Annotated in this window: 14 protein-coding genes; 11 read left to right on the top strand and 3 right to left on the bottom strand. The window is 73.6% G+C overall.

Annotated features, from left to right (window positions below; genetic code table 11):
- Positions 1-8 precede the first annotated feature (8 nt).
- From FHR33_RS05500 to FHR33_RS05450, 11 genes are read left to right on the top strand one after another with little or no spacing between them, the layout of a single operon-like run.
- Positions 9-950: an ACP S-malonyltransferase gene (locus tag FHR33_RS05500; RefSeq protein ID WP_183644401.1), complete on the top strand. Its 942-nt coding sequence runs from the start codon at positions 9-11 to the stop codon at positions 948-950.
- A complete protein-coding gene (locus tag FHR33_RS05495) occupies positions 947-1,399 on the top strand; it encodes a holo-ACP synthase (protein ID WP_183644398.1) in 453 nt (150 codons plus the stop codon). The genes FHR33_RS05500 and FHR33_RS05495 overlap by 4 nt, the downstream gene beginning before the upstream one ends.
- On the top strand, positions 1,399-2,241 hold the full coding sequence (locus FHR33_RS05490) for an ester cyclase (protein ID WP_183644396.1): 843 nt from the start codon (positions 1,399-1,401) through the stop codon (positions 2,239-2,241). The genes FHR33_RS05495 and FHR33_RS05490 overlap by 1 nt, the downstream gene beginning before the upstream one ends.
- A gap of 19 nt (positions 2,242-2,260) precedes the next feature.
- Positions 2,261-3,040, top strand: coding sequence for an alpha/beta fold hydrolase (locus tag FHR33_RS05485; protein WP_183644393.1), 780 nt, complete (start codon positions 2,261-2,263; stop codon positions 3,038-3,040).
- Positions 3,037-3,516: a 4'-phosphopantetheinyl transferase superfamily protein gene (locus FHR33_RS05480; RefSeq protein WP_183644390.1), complete on the top strand. Its 480-nt coding sequence runs from the start codon at positions 3,037-3,039 to the stop codon at positions 3,514-3,516. The genes FHR33_RS05485 and FHR33_RS05480 overlap by 4 nt, the downstream gene beginning before the upstream one ends.
- The gene (locus FHR33_RS05475; RefSeq protein ID WP_183644387.1) at positions 3,516-4,532 is read left to right on the top strand and encodes a right-handed parallel beta-helix repeat-containing protein; all 1,017 of its coding nucleotides are present in this window, start codon (positions 3,516-3,518) and stop codon (positions 4,530-4,532) included. The genes FHR33_RS05480 and FHR33_RS05475 overlap by 1 nt, the downstream gene beginning before the upstream one ends.
- Positions 4,529-5,467 (top strand): ABC transporter ATP-binding protein, encoded by a 939-nt coding sequence (locus FHR33_RS05470; protein WP_183644384.1) that lies wholly within the window; start codon positions 4,529-4,531, stop codon positions 5,465-5,467. The genes FHR33_RS05475 and FHR33_RS05470 overlap by 4 nt, the downstream gene beginning before the upstream one ends.
- Before the next feature lie 14 nt (positions 5,468-5,481).
- Positions 5,482-6,648 (top strand): ABC transporter permease, encoded by a 1,167-nt coding sequence (locus FHR33_RS05465; RefSeq protein ID WP_183644381.1) that lies wholly within the window; start codon positions 5,482-5,484, stop codon positions 6,646-6,648.
- Positions 6,645-7,796 carry an ABC transporter permease gene (locus FHR33_RS05460; protein ID WP_183644378.1) on the top strand — a complete coding sequence of 384 codons (1,152 nt, stop codon included), beginning with the start codon at positions 6,645-6,647 and terminating at the stop codon, positions 7,794-7,796. Before FHR33_RS05465 ends, FHR33_RS05460 begins: the two co-directional genes overlap by 4 nt.
- A gap of 26 nt (positions 7,797-7,822) precedes the next feature.
- Entirely contained in the window at positions 7,823-8,701 is an 879-nt protein-coding gene (gene rfbA, locus FHR33_RS05455; RefSeq protein ID WP_183644375.1) for a glucose-1-phosphate thymidylyltransferase RfbA, read from the top strand.
- A 16-nt stretch (positions 8,702-8,717) separates the two neighbouring features.
- A complete protein-coding gene (locus tag FHR33_RS05450; protein WP_183644372.1) occupies positions 8,718-9,719 on the top strand; it encodes a helix-turn-helix domain-containing protein in 1,002 nt (333 codons plus the stop codon).
- Here FHR33_RS05450 and FHR33_RS05445 read toward each other — a convergent pair.
- The 3 genes from FHR33_RS05445 to FHR33_RS05435 are packed head-to-tail and all read right to left on the bottom strand — an operon-like array spanning position 9,706 to position 13,425.
- On the bottom strand, positions 9,706-10,887 hold the full coding sequence (locus FHR33_RS05445; protein WP_183644370.1) for a cysteine desulfurase family protein: 1,182 nt from the start codon (positions 10,885-10,887) through the stop codon (positions 9,706-9,708). The two genes, FHR33_RS05450 and FHR33_RS05445, sit on opposite strands and share 14 nt — an antisense overlap.
- A gap of 4 nt (positions 10,888-10,891) precedes the next feature.
- The gene (locus FHR33_RS05440) at positions 10,892-11,782 is read right to left on the bottom strand and encodes an LPD16 domain-containing protein (protein ID WP_183644367.1); all 891 of its coding nucleotides are present in this window, start codon (positions 11,780-11,782) and stop codon (positions 10,892-10,894) included.
- Positions 11,779-13,425: a condensation domain-containing protein gene (locus FHR33_RS05435; protein ID WP_183644364.1), complete on the bottom strand. Its 1,647-nt coding sequence runs from the start codon at positions 13,423-13,425 to the stop codon at positions 11,779-11,781. The genes FHR33_RS05440 and FHR33_RS05435 overlap by 4 nt, the downstream gene beginning before the upstream one ends.
- Positions 13,426-13,620: the final 195 nt, after the last annotated feature.

Raw genomic sequence — 13,620 nt, 5'->3', positions numbered from 1 at the left:
GAGACGACATGCTGGGCTATCTCTTCCCCGGACAGGGAACGGTCCGTATCGGCATGGGCGCATGGCTGCGTCGCAGCCCGGCGGCCAGGCGACGCCTCGAGCAGGTCGACGCGATGCTCACCCGGCCGATCTCGCCGCTGTGCGCCAGGGGGCCGCTCGACCGGCTGGTCGCCACCGAGCACGCCCAGATCGCGGTCACGGCCTGCAACCTGGCGGCGCTGGCCGTCCTCGACGAGGAGGGGTACGAGCCCGCCGTCGTGGCCGGGCACAGCGTGGGCGAGCTGAGCGCGCTGCACGCGGCCGGCGTGCTGGACCTGGCCGGCACGGTCCGGCTGGTGGAGCTGCGCGCCGGGCTCATGGCCGGCGTGGACGTCCGCGGCGGTATGCGGGCGGTGATGGGCCTGCCGGTGGAGCGGGTCGAGCAGCTCGCCGAGGCCGCGTCCGCGCCCGGGGAGCCCGTCGTGGTGGGGCTGGAGAACGCGCCAGGGCACGTGGTGGTGTCGGGCTCGCCGCCCGCGCTGGACCGGCTCGCGGAGCTCGCCGCCGACGCCGACAAGATCGTTGCCTTGCGGGTGGGCAACGCCTTCCACTCGCCGCTGATGGCCGGCGCCGAACGCGCCTGGGCGGCGGCGGTCGAGGCGGCCCCCATGCGCGAGCCCCGCGTTCCCGTCGTCCCCAACGTCACCGGCGAGCCCACCACGGAGCTCGCCGTTCTGCGCCGCGCACTGGTCGCCCAGCTCACGGGCCGCGTCCGCTGGACCCGCACGATGGAGGCGATCGCGCCCACCCCGTCGGCCGGCATGCGGGAGACGGCGCTCGCGCCGGTGTCCGTCGTCGAGGTGGGCGACAGCAAGGTGCTCACCGGGCTGGCCCGCCGCACCGGGGTGCGCTGCCTGAGCATGACCGACCCCGCGACCCTCAGGCGGCTGGCGAAGGCGGTGGCGGCGTGAAACGGTGGGGCAGCGCGATCGTCGGCCACGCGGGGCTCACCAGCCCCCGCGAGCTCGTCGGCGACATGCCGCTGGAGGTCGTCTACACGCGCGCCGAACGGCTCAGGTCGGCGGGCGGGCGCACGCTGCAGCACTGGGCGGGACGTCTGGCCGCCAAGCGCGCCGTCCTGCGCCTGCTCGGCCTGCCGCCCACCCCCGAGCACCTCGGCCAGGTCGAGATCCTGCCGCTCCCCACCACGGCCTGCCGGGCGAGCAGGGCCTGCCTCGACGGGCACCCGCCCGCCGTACGCCTGCACGGCGACCTGGCGGCGCTTCCGTCCCGCCCCGCCGGGCCCGCGGCGCCCGACGGCGGTGCCGGGTGGATCCGGGTGTCGATCAGCCACACCGATGTCCGGGCGATGGCCCTGGCGGTGCGTACGCGGCGGTTGCCGGAAGACGGGGGCGGCTGATGGACGCCAGGAAGACGGCCGAGGCGCACCTGGAGGCGTGGCAGGCCGGCGACGCCGCGGCGGTCGCGGCCTGCGCCGGCACCTACGCCGACCCCGACTGCCCGGGGCCGCTGACCGGCGAGGCGCTGGCCGCGCACGCCGCCGCCACGCTGGCCCGCTTCAGGAACCTGAGCTTCGAGGTGGACCGCGTCACGGGGGACGGGGACGCCGCCGCCGTGTCCTGGCGGCTGACGGCCGATCACCGCGAGGCGTACCTGGGCATGCCGGCGGCAGGCGGCGCCGCCACCGTGTCCGGCCTCGACCTGGTGACCGCAGGCGCCGGCGGCGTGCACGTCCAACGCGTCTTCGACCGGCTCGCGCTCGCCGAGGCGCTCGGCTACACGGCGCGGTTCGTGCCCGCCGCCGACGCGACCCGCGAGTTCGGCGTGAGCGCCAGAGCCGCCACCGGCCGCACCGAGCGCCCCGGCGCGCTCGTCCTGACCTGGCTGGAGATCCGCGACGACGCCGAATCCGCCGAGGTGGACCTGCTCAGCGTGGAGATCGTCAAGTCGCTGCGCGCCTCGCGCGGCTTCCTCGGCGTGAGCACGTTCGACGTCGGCGGGCGCAAGTTCACGCTCAGCGCCTTCGACAGGCCCGAGTCGCTGCGCGCGATCCACGCCCGGCCGCACCAGCGGGCCATGCGCCGCTTCTTCAAGGGAGGGCTGTGCACCCGCGTCCACACCAGCGTCTGGTATCCCGCCACCGTGCGCGACTACGCCCGCTGCCCCGGCTGCGCGCAGGTCGTGGCGGCCGGCTCGGCCTGCGGCTGCGGATGGACCCCCGACGACGCCTCGACGCTGTGACCGAGTGACTGGAGCCTTGATGAGGGAATTCACCACCGAGCACCGGCCCGGTGACCGAGCGCCGGCTGTGGTGTTCATGTCCGCGCTGTTCGCCGGCGGCTGGATCTGGGACCACCCGTACCACAGCCTGGCGCGGGCCGGCCGCCCTGTGCTGCGCACGAACGAGGCCATCTGCGCGATGGACCGCCAGGTGGCGGGCTCCATCGAGCGGCTCGGCGACGCGCTGCTCAGCGCCTGCGACGCCGCGGGCCTGGGCGAGATCGTCGTCTGCGCCAACTCGCTCGGCGGCCTGGTCGCCATCGACCTGGCGGGCCGCCGCCCCGACCGGGTCCGTGGCATCGTGGTGAGCGGCGCGCCAGGCCTCACCGCCGACCCGGACGTCGGGCTGAGCTTCGACCGGCGGGGCAGCGTGCGGCCGACCGGCGACGACTTCGGCCGCCGCATGGTGGCGGCGCTCTTCCACCGCGGCTGCCACTTCTCCGCCGAGCGCATGGCGGAGGCGGGCGAGCTGATCAGCCGCCCCGACTCGATGGTGTCCATGGCCCGCAGCCTCAAGGCCACCCGCGCCTACCGCGTCGCCCCCGCCCTGGACAAGGTGGCCTGCCCCGCCCTGTACGTATGGGGACGGCACGACCGGATGACGCCGGTGACCCCCTGGCTGGAGGCCCTCGAAGGGCGGGACGGGCACGAGACGCTCGTGGTCGAGGAGAGCGGCCACATCCCGATGGTGGAGTGCGCCGAGGAGTACACCGCGGCGCTGGAGCCGTTCGTCGCCCGATGCGCGGGAGCCCTCGCGTGAACCCGCCCGCCGTCCTCGTGGGCGTGGACATCGTGGAGTCCGGCCGGCTGGCCAGGGCCGCGCACCGGGGCGGGGAGCTCCTCGCCCGCCACGTCGCCACCGCGGCCGAGCGGCGCACGGAAGCGGGCCGCGTCGCCTTCTCGGTCAAGGAGAGCCTCATCAAGGCGGTCGGAGGCAGGCCGCCCGGCTTCACCTGGCACGACTTCGAGGCCGTGGCCGCGCCTGCGGCCGCGTGGACCATGCCGCTGCTGGACGAGGCCGCCGACGAGCTGACCGCCTCCACCGGGCTGCCGCTGACCGCAGGGACGGCGTACGCGGTCCGCGGCGCCAGCGCCGGCGCGGCGCTGCTGCGGCTGGGTCCCGGCGCGCAGGGAACGGTCGAGGCCGCCGCCCGCTGGGGCGAGGGCGGCGGAGTGCTCGTGTCGCTGGCGATCGTCTACGCCGGCGCGCCGGTCGCGCAGGGGAAGGAAAGCTGATGTCCGTGACGAGAACGGTCTCACCGGGGGAGTCGATCCAGCGGGCGCTGGACGAGAGCGGACCCGGCGCCCGGATCCTGCTGGAGGAGGGGACGTACGCGCAGAGTGTGTGGATCAGGCAGCCCGGCGTGACGCTGACCGGCGCAGGGGCAGGGCGCACGGTGCTGGTGCCGGGCGGCGGCGGGCCGCCCGACGTCCCCCGGCTGCACGACGCGGCCGAGGACGTGGTCAGCGGCCTCACCGTGCACGGCGAGCTCGCGGGCGACGTGCGCGTGGAGGCGCTGACCGTGCGGGGCTTCTCCGGCGCCGGCGTCTACGCCCACTCGGCCGCCGGCGTGACCGTGCACGAGGTGGAGGTGCGCGACAACGCCGTCTGGGGGATCTACCTGCGCGAGTCCACCGGTTGCCGGGTCGTGCGCTGCAGGGCCTCGGGCAGCCAGTACGGCGGCGTCGCCCTGAGCTTCTGCCCGCGCTCCGGCGCGGAGATCGCCGGCAACGAGTGCACCGCCAACGCCTTCGGCGTCTTCGTGGACAACTCCTCCGAGGCCAGGGTGCTGGGCAACGCCTGCCACGGCAACGCGATCGGCATCCTGCTGCTCAACCAGGTGTACGAGGGCGAGCCCGAGGGCGGCGTACGAGACTGCCTGGTGGCCGGCAACGACCTGTACGGCAACGTGCTGGCCGCGGGCGCCGAGCAGGACGGCCTGGGCGCGGCCGGCCCGCCGATCTCGGGCGTCGGCCTCGCCCTGATCGGCACGCACCGGGTCACCGTCGTGGACAACCACATCCACGACAACCATCCCGGCGGCGAGTCGGTCATGGGCGCGGGGTTCGTCATGGGCTCCTCCAAGGACTTCGGCGGCGACGACGTCCTCGACTGCCACGTGCTGTGGAACCGGGTCACCGGCAACACCCCGCTGGACTATCAGCTCGGCGCCGACCCCGCCCGGCAGGTGTTCGCCGCCAACACCGCCGCCAAGGGCGACCCGCAGGACGTGCAGGGGTGGCGGCGATGACGGCCGCCCTGTCCTGCGGGGGACTCGGCAAGCGCTACGGCGACCTGGTCGCCGTGCACGACGTCGGCTTCTCCATCGCCCCAGGCCAGGCGTACGGCCTGCTCGGCCCCAACGGCGCGGGCAAGACCACCACGATCTCCATGCTGGTGGGTCTGCTGCGGCCGGACACGGGCACCGTCCTGGTCGGCGGCGTCGACCTGGCCCGCGAGCCGCTGCGCGCCAAGTCCAGGATCGGCTACGTGCCGCAGGAGATCGCCCTCTACCCGGAGCTGACCGGCCGGGAGAACCTGCGCTTCTTCGGCCGGCTCTTCGGCCTTCCCCGCCGCGCCCTGGCCACGCGCATCGCCGAGGTGCTCGACCTGATCGGCCTCGCCGACCGGGCCGACACCAAGCTCGGCACCTACTCGGGCGGCATGAAGCGGCGCATCAACATCGGGGCCGCCCTGCTGCACCGCCCCGAGGTGCTCATCCTCGACGAGCCCACCGTGGGCGTGGACCCGCAGAGCCGCAAGGCCATCCTCGAAGGCCTGGAACGCCTGGTCGGCGACGGCATGGCGCTGCTGTACACCTCCCACTACATGGAGGAGGTCGAGCGGGTCTGCGACCGGGTGGCGATCATCGACCACGGCCGCATCGTCGCCGACGGCACCCGCCGCGAGCTGGTCTCCCTGGTCGGCGGCGCAGACACCGTCGAGCTGGTGCTCGACGGCGACGTCGAAGCCGCCTGCGCCAAGCTGCGCGCCGTCGAGGGCGTGGCCGAGGCCGTCAGGACCGGGGCCGCGTCGGTCCGCCTGATGGCCGACGGCGGCAGGTACCTGCTGCCGTCGCTCATCACCGCCGTGGAGGGGCATGCCACCGTGACGGCCACCCAGGTCATCGAACCCGACCTGGAAGCGACCTTCCTGCACCTCACCGGCACCACCCTGCGGGACTGATCATGTGGCGAGCCATGCTCACGGTGAGCGCACTCGAACTGCGCACCCGCCTGCGCGACGGCACCGCGATCGTCATCGCGCTCGTCGTGCCGGTGACCCTGGCCACGCTGTTCGGGCTGGCCCTGGGCGGCGACGACCCGCCGCTGCGCGCCACGGTCGGCTTCGTGGACCTGGACGGCGGAGAGTTCCCCGCCAGCGTGCGGCGCGAGGTGACGGCGGCAGAGGAGCTGAAGGGCAGCGTGACGCTGCGCGACCTGCCGAGCGGCGGGGAGGCGAGGCGGGCGCTCGACGCCGACGAGATCGGCGCGGCCATCATCTTCCCCGCCGGGTTCACCCGCAGCGTCGGCGCGGGGGAGGGCGGCGACGTCACCGTCCTGACCTCGCCCCGCTCGCCGCTGGCCGGAGTGGTCGCGGGAGCCGTCGTGGACCGCATCTCGGCGGTCGTGGACGCCAGGACGCTGGCGGTGCGCGCCGCCCTGCTCGCAGGGGTGCCAGGAGAGCGCGTCAAGGAGCTGGTGGAGCGCAACGGCGCGGCAGGGCCCGCGCTCACGCTCACCGGAGACCCGCTGGCCGGCGGCAAGGTGGACCTCGCGGTCTACTACGGCTCCGGCATGGCGGCGCTGTTCGCCTTCTTCGTCGTCGGCGCGTCGTTCAGGAGCCTGCTCACCGAGCGCAAGCTCGGCACCCTCGACCGGATGCGGGCCGGGCCGCTCGCCGCCTGGGTCCCGGTCGCGGGCAAGGCCGTGGTCGGGTTCGCGCTGGCCATGGTCAGCGTGTGCGCCACCTGGGTCTCCGGCACGCTGATCTTCGGCTCCAGCTGGGGCGACCCGCTCGCGGTGCTCGCCGTGCTGACCGCCCACGTGCTGGCCGCCGCCGCGATCACCATGCTGGTGGCCGCCAGGGTCAAGACCGACGCCCAGGCCGACGGGGTGATCATGGTCATCTCGTTCGTGATGGCGTTCCTCGGCGGCAGCCTCGTACCGCTGCACAGCCTGCCCGGCGTGCTCCAGGCGGTGGCGCTGCTGACGCCGAACGGCTGGACCGCCACGGCGCTGGCGGAGCTGGCCGGGTCCGGCGCGAGCGTGGCCGCCGTCATGGGGCCGATCGGCGTCCTGCTGGCGATCGCGCTCGGCGCGGGCGGCCTGGCCGTCCTCGGCCTCAGGAAGGGGATGCTGCTGTGACCCTCCGCCCGAGGCCGGTGGCCGCGCTGGTGGCCGCCAACCTGCGCAGGCACACCCGCGACCGCACCGGCCTGTTCTTCATGGTCGTCATGCCGTTCGTGTCCATCCTGTTCGTCGGCATGGCGTTCGGCGGCGGCGCGGGCTCCTCCCGGCTCCCCGTCGGCGTCGTCGCCCCCGGCTCCGACGCCGTCACCGCCGCCCTGCTCGCCGAGCTGCGCGAGCATCCCGACCTGGAGGTGCGGCCCTTGGAGGCGGCCGAGGACGTACGGTCCGGCGTGCGGGCCGGCTCGCTGGCCGCCGGCCTGGTCATCTCGCCAGGCGCCGGCCGCCTGGACCTCGTCGTGACCCAGACCAACGGCAGCGGCCTGGCCGCCCGCGGCGCCATCGACGGCGCGGTCGCCAAGGTCGCCGCCGTCCTCGAGGCCACCAGGGCCGTCGTGGCCGCCGGCGCCACTCCCGAGCAGGCCGCCGGGTACGTGCGCAGGGCGCAGGCCGAGTCTGGCCGCGTCGGCGTGACCGGCTCGGCCACGGGCGGCGGCGATCCGCGCGGCTTCGCGTACACGGCCCCGGCCAACCTGCTGCTGTTCACCTTTATCAACTCGATGGCCGTGGCGGCCGCCCTGGTGGAGAGCCGCCGGCTGGGCATGCTGCAGCGCGCGCTCACCGCTCCCGTGCGGCGCAGGTCGGTGCTGCTCGGCGAGGCGCTGAGCCGCCTGTTCGTCGCGCTCGCGCAGGCCGCGCTCATCGTGGTGGTCAGTGCGCTGGCGTTCGGCGTCTCGTGGGGCGACCCGCTCGGCGTGGCGGCTGTCGTGGGCGTGTTCGCGCTCGTCGCGACCGGAGCCGCGCTCCTCGTCGGCACGCTGCTGCGATCGCCCGACCAGGCTCCGGCGATCGGCCCGCCGCTCGGCGTGGTCCTCGGCATGCTCGGCGGCTGCCTGTGGCCGCGCGAGTCCTCGGGAGAGGTGCTCAACGCCATCGGCCACCTCTTCCCGCACGCCTGGGGGATGGACGCGCTGCTGACGCTCGCCGAGCCCGGCACCGGCCTGGACGCGGTGCTGCCGCAGCTCGGCGTGCTCGCAGGGATGGCCGCCCTCCTGCTGGTCACCTCCCTGGTCCTGTTCAGCCGCCGTACCCCGGCCCGCACGTGAGCGCCGGGCAGGAAGGAGGGAACGCGATGAAGGGCATCCTGCTCGCCGGAGGGCGGGGCACCCGCCTGCTGCCCACCACGCTGGCGGTCTCCAAGCAGCTCCTGCCGGTCAACGACAAGCCGCTGGTGTACTTCCCGCTGTCGGTGCTCATGCTGGCCGGGATCAGGGACATCCTGATCATCACCACGCCCAGGGACCTGTCGCAGCTGCACCGCCTGCTCGGCGACGGCTCCCACCTCGGACTCCACCTCGACTACGCCGAACAGCCCGAGCCCAACGGCATCGCCGAGGCCCTGCTGATCGGGGCCGGGCACATCGGCGGCGACCCGGTCGCGCTCGTCCTCGGCGACAACGTCTTCCACGGCCACTCCTTCCAGGAACTGCTCCGTCAGGAGTGCCGCAGCCTGGACGGCTGCGTGCTGTTCGGCTACCCCGTCGGCGACCCCCACCGGTACGGCATCGGCGAGACGGCCGCGGACGGCCGGCTGCTGTCCATCGTGGAGAAGCCGGCGGCGCCCCGCTCCAACCGCGCGATCGTCGGTCTCTACCTGTACGACGGCGACGCGGTCGACATCGCCAAGAACCTCACCCCGTCGGCGCGGGGCGAGCTGGAGATCACCGACCTCAACCGCGTCTACCTCGAAAGAGGCAAGGCGAAGCTGGTCGACCTCGGTCGCGGCTTCGCGTGGCTGGACGCGGGAACCCCCGAGTCGCTGCTGCAGGCGGGCCAGTACGTCCAGCTCATGGAGCAGCGGCAGGGCGTGCGGATCGCCTGCCTGGAGGAGATCGCCCTGCGCATGGGCTACATCGACGCCGAGACGTGCCACCGGCTCGGCGTCGAACTCGGCACGTCCGCCTACGGCCAGTACGTCATCTCGGTGGCCGAGCGGTTCGCGAACAGGTGAGTAAGGAGTGACCATCATGTCCATGACGGCGCTGTTCACCGGCAGGTCGCCCTCCGGTGGCGAGCATGTGACCGACGTGTACCACTATGCCGCCCGCAAGGGGGCGATCGAGGCGGTCGAAGTGGCCGCAGCCGACCTGGGGATCGACGTCCACCTGGTGAGCGAGGCCGTGCGGCACCTGATGGAGAGCCGCCTGCTGCGCGCCGACGACGGCACGGGCGGACGGTTCGTGCCCGTCGATCCCGATCTCGCGGTCGCCTCGCTGGTGTCCTCCGTCGAGCGGGAGATCTACCGGCGGCGCGAGCTCATCGACCAGATCCGCGAGCGGGTCGGCGTCTTCGGCGCCAGGACCGGCGGCGATCCTCCGCCCAGCACCGTGGAGTACCTGGTGGGAGCCATGGAGGTGCGCGGCTTCCTGAAGACGGCCGGCGACGCCTGCCGCGACGAGCTGCTCGTCCTGCAGGGCGGCGTGGGCGAGGCCGGCGACCTGTCGCAGATGTTCCTGGTGCTGGTCGCCAGGGGCGTGACCGTGCGGGTCATCTGCCAGCACCGCAGCAGGGCCGACGTGGCCACGCGGCTGGCGATGAAGCGGCTGACCGACGCAGGCGTGGAGGTCTACACCGTCAGCCACGTGCCGCGCTCGGCGATCGTCTTCGACCGCTCACTCGTCGTCCTGTTCGGCGACGGCGAGGGTGGGGAAGGTGGCGACGTCAGCCTCGCCCGGGTGCGCAACCAGGGGATCGCCCAGTTCTTCCTCGACATGTTCAACCATCTGTGGGAGACGGCGACGCCGCTGGAGGGTGTCGAGTTCGGCTACGCCACCGTCGCCGACGACCTCCAGCAGTCCATCGCCACGCTCATGGCCAAGGGCTACACCGACGAGGTGGTGGCCAGGAAGCTCGGCATGTCGGTGCGCAGCTGCCGCCGGCACATCGCCACCCTCATGCGCGACCTCGACGCCACCAGCCGCTTCCAGGCCGGGGTGGAAGCGGCAAGGAAGTTCCTCAAGACGGGCTGAAGGGGGCGTGGCCGCCCATGGCGACGACCACGCCCGCCAGGTCGCGGGCCCGTTCGACGATCAGGTCGAGGCCGAGCACCAGATCTTCGAACGGCATGCTGGCGTCCAGGCAGATCCGGACCGAGCTGTTGGCGTCCTGTGCGCTCAGGCCGATGGCGGTCAGGACGTGCGAGGGCTCCTGCGAGCCGGAGTTGCACGCCGACCCGGTGGCCAGCGCCACCGTCGACAGGCTGGAGACCAGGCTCTCCCCGCGCACGCCGGGCAGGACCACGTTGAGCACGTGCGGCACGCCGTGGCGCGGGTCGCCGTTGACGCGCACGCCCGGCAGTCCCGCGCGCAGCATGTCCAGCGCGGTGGCGCGCAGCTCGACGGCCCGCCGCCGCTCGGCGTCGAGCCGGGCCAGCGCCAGCTCGCACGCCTTGCCCAGCCCGACCACCAGGTGCGTCGGGATCGTCCCGCTGCGCAGCTCGTACTGCCCGCCGCCGAACATGACCGGCCGCAGCCGATGGCGGATCTCCGGCCGGACGTACAGCGCGCCGACGCCCTTGGGGCCGCGGATCTTGTGCCCGGACAGCGACATCGTGTCGATCTCGGCCTCCCGCACTCGCAGCGGGACCCGCCCGGCCGCCTGGGCGGCGTCCACGTGCAGCATGGTCCCCACCTCGTGGCAGAGCGCGGCCATCGCCGCCACCGGCTGCACGGTGCCGATCTCGCTGTTGACCCAGGCCGTGGTCGCCACCCTGGAGTGCAGGTCGAGCAGGCCGGCCAGGTGCTGCAGGTCGATCCTGCCGTCCGGTCCGACCCGCATCGTCCTGACGTCCACGCCGCGGGCGGCCAGCGCCCTGCCGATCGCCAGCGACGACTTGTGGTCGGTCGGGCAGAACAGCCCGCCGACCGGCGCCCGGTCGTCGTGGCCGAACATGCCGAGCAGCGCCAGATTGTTGCCCTCTGTCGCGCCGGAGGTGAACACCACGTCGGCGGGGTCGGCCCCCATGAGGGCGGCCACCGAGGCGGCCGCCTCGTCCACGGCCCGCCTCGCTCGCTTGCCGAGCACGTGCGGGGAGGAGGGGTTGCCGTACTCCTCGCGGAGGAACGGCAGCATCGCCTCGAACACCTCGTCGTCCACCCGCGTCGTCGCGCAGCCGTCCAGATAGATGAGCTTCTTCACGACGTCAGCTCCGGAACGTGCTGACGGTGACGAGCTTGCCGTAGATCTCCTCGGGCGACATCTCGCCGCTGCCGCCGGGGTCGGCGATCACCACCCGCATGCCCGGAAGGTCGTACAGGCTCAGGGCGATGTCCACGCCGGTCTGCACGGGCATCAGGCACTCGCCCGGCGCGAAGATCAGGATCGCCCGGTATCCGGCCCGGTACACCTCGGCGACCATCTCGGTGATCTCGCCGGCGCAGCCGGTGATGCCGCAGCTGATCAGCGTGCGGTAGTCGCCGGCGGCGTCGAGGAAGGCCACCTCGCTGTCCCCGCTCCCGCCGTCGAGGTAACGCTTCTCCAGACGGCCCTGCTTGACCAGCCGGTCGGCGGACTTCTGGAAGCGGTACTTCAGCCAGGTCTCGGGGAAGGCCAGCGGATGCTTCCTGCTCGGCAGCACGTCCGCGGCCGACAGCCCGGCCTCGCAGAGGATCTTCTCGTAGGCCGCGGGCAGCGCGGTGAACCCTTCGAAGAACTCCGCGCGCAGCTCGCCGGCGGGCCGGTCCGCCGACGGCACGTACTGCCAGTCGTTGACGAGCAGGAGCAGCCGGGACTCCACCCCCGCCGCGGCGTAGTCGCGCAGCAGGCCGGCCGACAGCTCCCAGGTGTAGCCGGGGAAGACGCCGACGCGACCGGCGATGCGGCGGCGCATGGTCTCGTCCGCCTGCTCCTCGATGACGCCGGGGACCAGCCGCCCCGACGCCTCGTCCTCGAACAGCATGAAGTGGCCGCCCATGACGACCAGGCCGCCGAGGTCCTGGCCTGGCAGTTCCCGGGCTATGGCGTCGCGGAGCTCCTGCTCGGAGGCGACCAGCCGGCGTGACCTGGACACCGGGCCGGTGGATACGTGGTTCATGATGGTGTCACTCCGAATTCACGGGGTTCTGGGCAGGGGCGGTCCGCGGGTTTGGGGCCAGCCGGGAGGCCAGCGCGCCCAGCGGCGCAGGACCGGCGAGCTGGTTGAGGGTCAGGCCCTCCCAGCCGCGCCTGGTGAGCTCGGCCAGCACCTGCGGGATGCGCAGGGCCTGACCTCCGGCGAGGGTGTAGCTGTCGGACAGCTCGAGGTCGCCGAGGCCGTGCGCCTGCCGCACGGCGTCGACCAGCGCGCGGGCGGCGGGGGCCCGCCTCGCCGTCCCAGACCTCGATCGGGGCGGCGGCGGGCGCGCCGCGGGGCGGTTCGAACCCGGCCAGCCGGGCCGCCTCACTCAGCGGCAGGTCGGTGGCGGGGTCGTCGTGCGCGAGCACCAGCGCCTCCATGCCGCGCAGGAAGCGTTCCACGGCGACGGCGTCCATGACCGGCGAGGCGGCGTGGAGCGCCACGGCGACGGCGTCACGCCACTCGTCCACGCGCAGGTAGGTGTCGGAGCCGTGGTGCGCCCAGGCCACCGGGACCGGCTTCCAGGTGAAGGCGGTGCGCCGGCCGCCGTACTCCTTGGTGCGCTGCTTGATGAAGTTGATCTCCGAGCCCAGCCGTACGGCCGTGCCGCGAAGGGAGCCCTCCCGCGACACCATCTCGACGACCTTGTCGTAGGGGACGTACGCGTGCTCCCCCGCCCGCTCGTACGCGCCCGCCACCCGGCGCAGCAGCTCGCCGAACGACGGGTCGCCCGCGCAGCCGACCCGCACCAGCATCGGCGAGAACATGCACGTCAGCACATCCGGGCAGGGGTGGGACCCGCGGTTGCTGACGAACGCCAGGTGCGCGACGCTGTCCCGGCCGGTGTAGGCGGCCATCATCGCGGTGTAGGCGGCCACGTGCACCAGCGACGGCCACACGCCGTGCCGGCCTGCCAGGCGCCGCGAGGCCCCCAACATCGCCGGTGAGACCAGCGTCGCGTGCCGGGCGGGCGGCTCCGACCCGTTCGCGCCGCGCCGCGCCGCGAACGGGTCGGCGGGCAACCCTGCCACCTCGTCCTGCCAGTACGCCATCGCCCGCGACGCCAGGATGGCGGCGTCGGCCGACGCCTCGTAACGGGCCAGGTCGGCGGGCTGACGGCGCACCGGGAGCAGGGCCGCGGGACGGCGGGCGGCGGCGCCTGCGCTCTGCGCGCGCAGCTCCCTCTTGATCTCGCCGAGCGTCCACACGTCCACGGCCAGGTGGTTGAACACCAGCACGCAGTGCCTCGGCACGCCGCCCGAGGTGATCAGGCAGGCCCGGATCGGCCACTCGGCGGCGAGGTCGAACGGCCTGCCGGTGAGCTCCTCGACCACGTCGGCGGGCGCGGCGGTGCCGTCCCGCTCGGTCGTGGCCACCGTGACCGGTAGCGGCGCGGCCGGATGCACCCGCTGCGCCGGCTCAGGGCCGAGCTCGAAGGTGGTGCGCAGGATCTCGTGCCGGCGCACGAGGTAGGTGAGCATCGCCCTGCAGGCGGCTACCGTGAGCCCCGCGGGCAGATCGAAGCGCAGGACCACGTGCGTCTCGCGCTGGTGGCGGGGCGGCAGCTGATGGAACCGCAGCCACATGTAGCGCTGTCCCCAGCCCAGGTTCGCGGATTTCACCGGTTCCCACCCCCAGCGGTTGTCGCATAATCCCGGACACGTTCGAGGATCAGCTTTTCCGGCACCTGGCACAACCACTGCTCAATGGCAGGTTCCGGCCCGGGATAAGCTGCCACGTGCGCCTTTCCCCGCCGCCTTGACCGGCGCCCGGCCATTCGGCAGCCTCGATATCGGCGAGTATTCTCCGCTGGATTC

Origin of the sequence: Nonomuraea dietziae (genome assembly GCF_014195505.1) — a bacterium.
GTDB classification, from domain to species: Bacteria; Actinomycetota; Actinomycetes; order Streptosporangiales; family Streptosporangiaceae; genus Nonomuraea; species Nonomuraea roseola.
Note: the sequence above shows the minus strand (reverse complement) of the source record. Positions and strands in the feature narration are given on the sequence as shown.

Bases quoted from the DNA above. Each gene is read 5' to 3' on its own strand.
- FHR33_RS05500 (WP_183644401.1), top strand. From the start codon at position 9: ATGCTGGGCTATCTCTTCCCCGGACAGGGAACGGTCCGTATCGGCATG.
- FHR33_RS05490 (WP_183644396.1), top strand. From the start codon at position 1,399: ATGGACGCCAGGAAGACGGCCGAGGCGCACCTGGAGGCGTGGCAGGCC.
- FHR33_RS05485 (WP_183644393.1), top strand. From the start codon at position 2,261: ATGAGGGAATTCACCACCGAGCACCGGCCCGGTGACCGAGCGCCGGCT.
- FHR33_RS05475 (WP_183644387.1), top strand. From the start codon at position 3,516: ATGTCCGTGACGAGAACGGTCTCACCGGGGGAGTCGATCCAGCGGGCG.
- FHR33_RS05470 (WP_183644384.1), top strand. From the start codon at position 4,529: ATGACGGCCGCCCTGTCCTGCGGGGGACTCGGCAAGCGCTACGGCGAC.
- FHR33_RS05465 (WP_183644381.1), top strand. From the start codon at position 5,482: ATGCTCACGGTGAGCGCACTCGAACTGCGCACCCGCCTGCGCGACGGC.
- rfbA (WP_183644375.1), top strand. From the start codon at position 7,823: ATGAAGGGCATCCTGCTCGCCGGAGGGCGGGGCACCCGCCTGCTGCCC.
- FHR33_RS05450 (WP_183644372.1), top strand. From the start codon at position 8,718: ATGTCCATGACGGCGCTGTTCACCGGCAGGTCGCCCTCCGGTGGCGAG.
- FHR33_RS05440 (WP_183644367.1), bottom strand. From the start codon at position 11,782: ATGAACCACGTATCCACCGGCCCGGTGTCCAGGTCACGCCGGCTGGTC.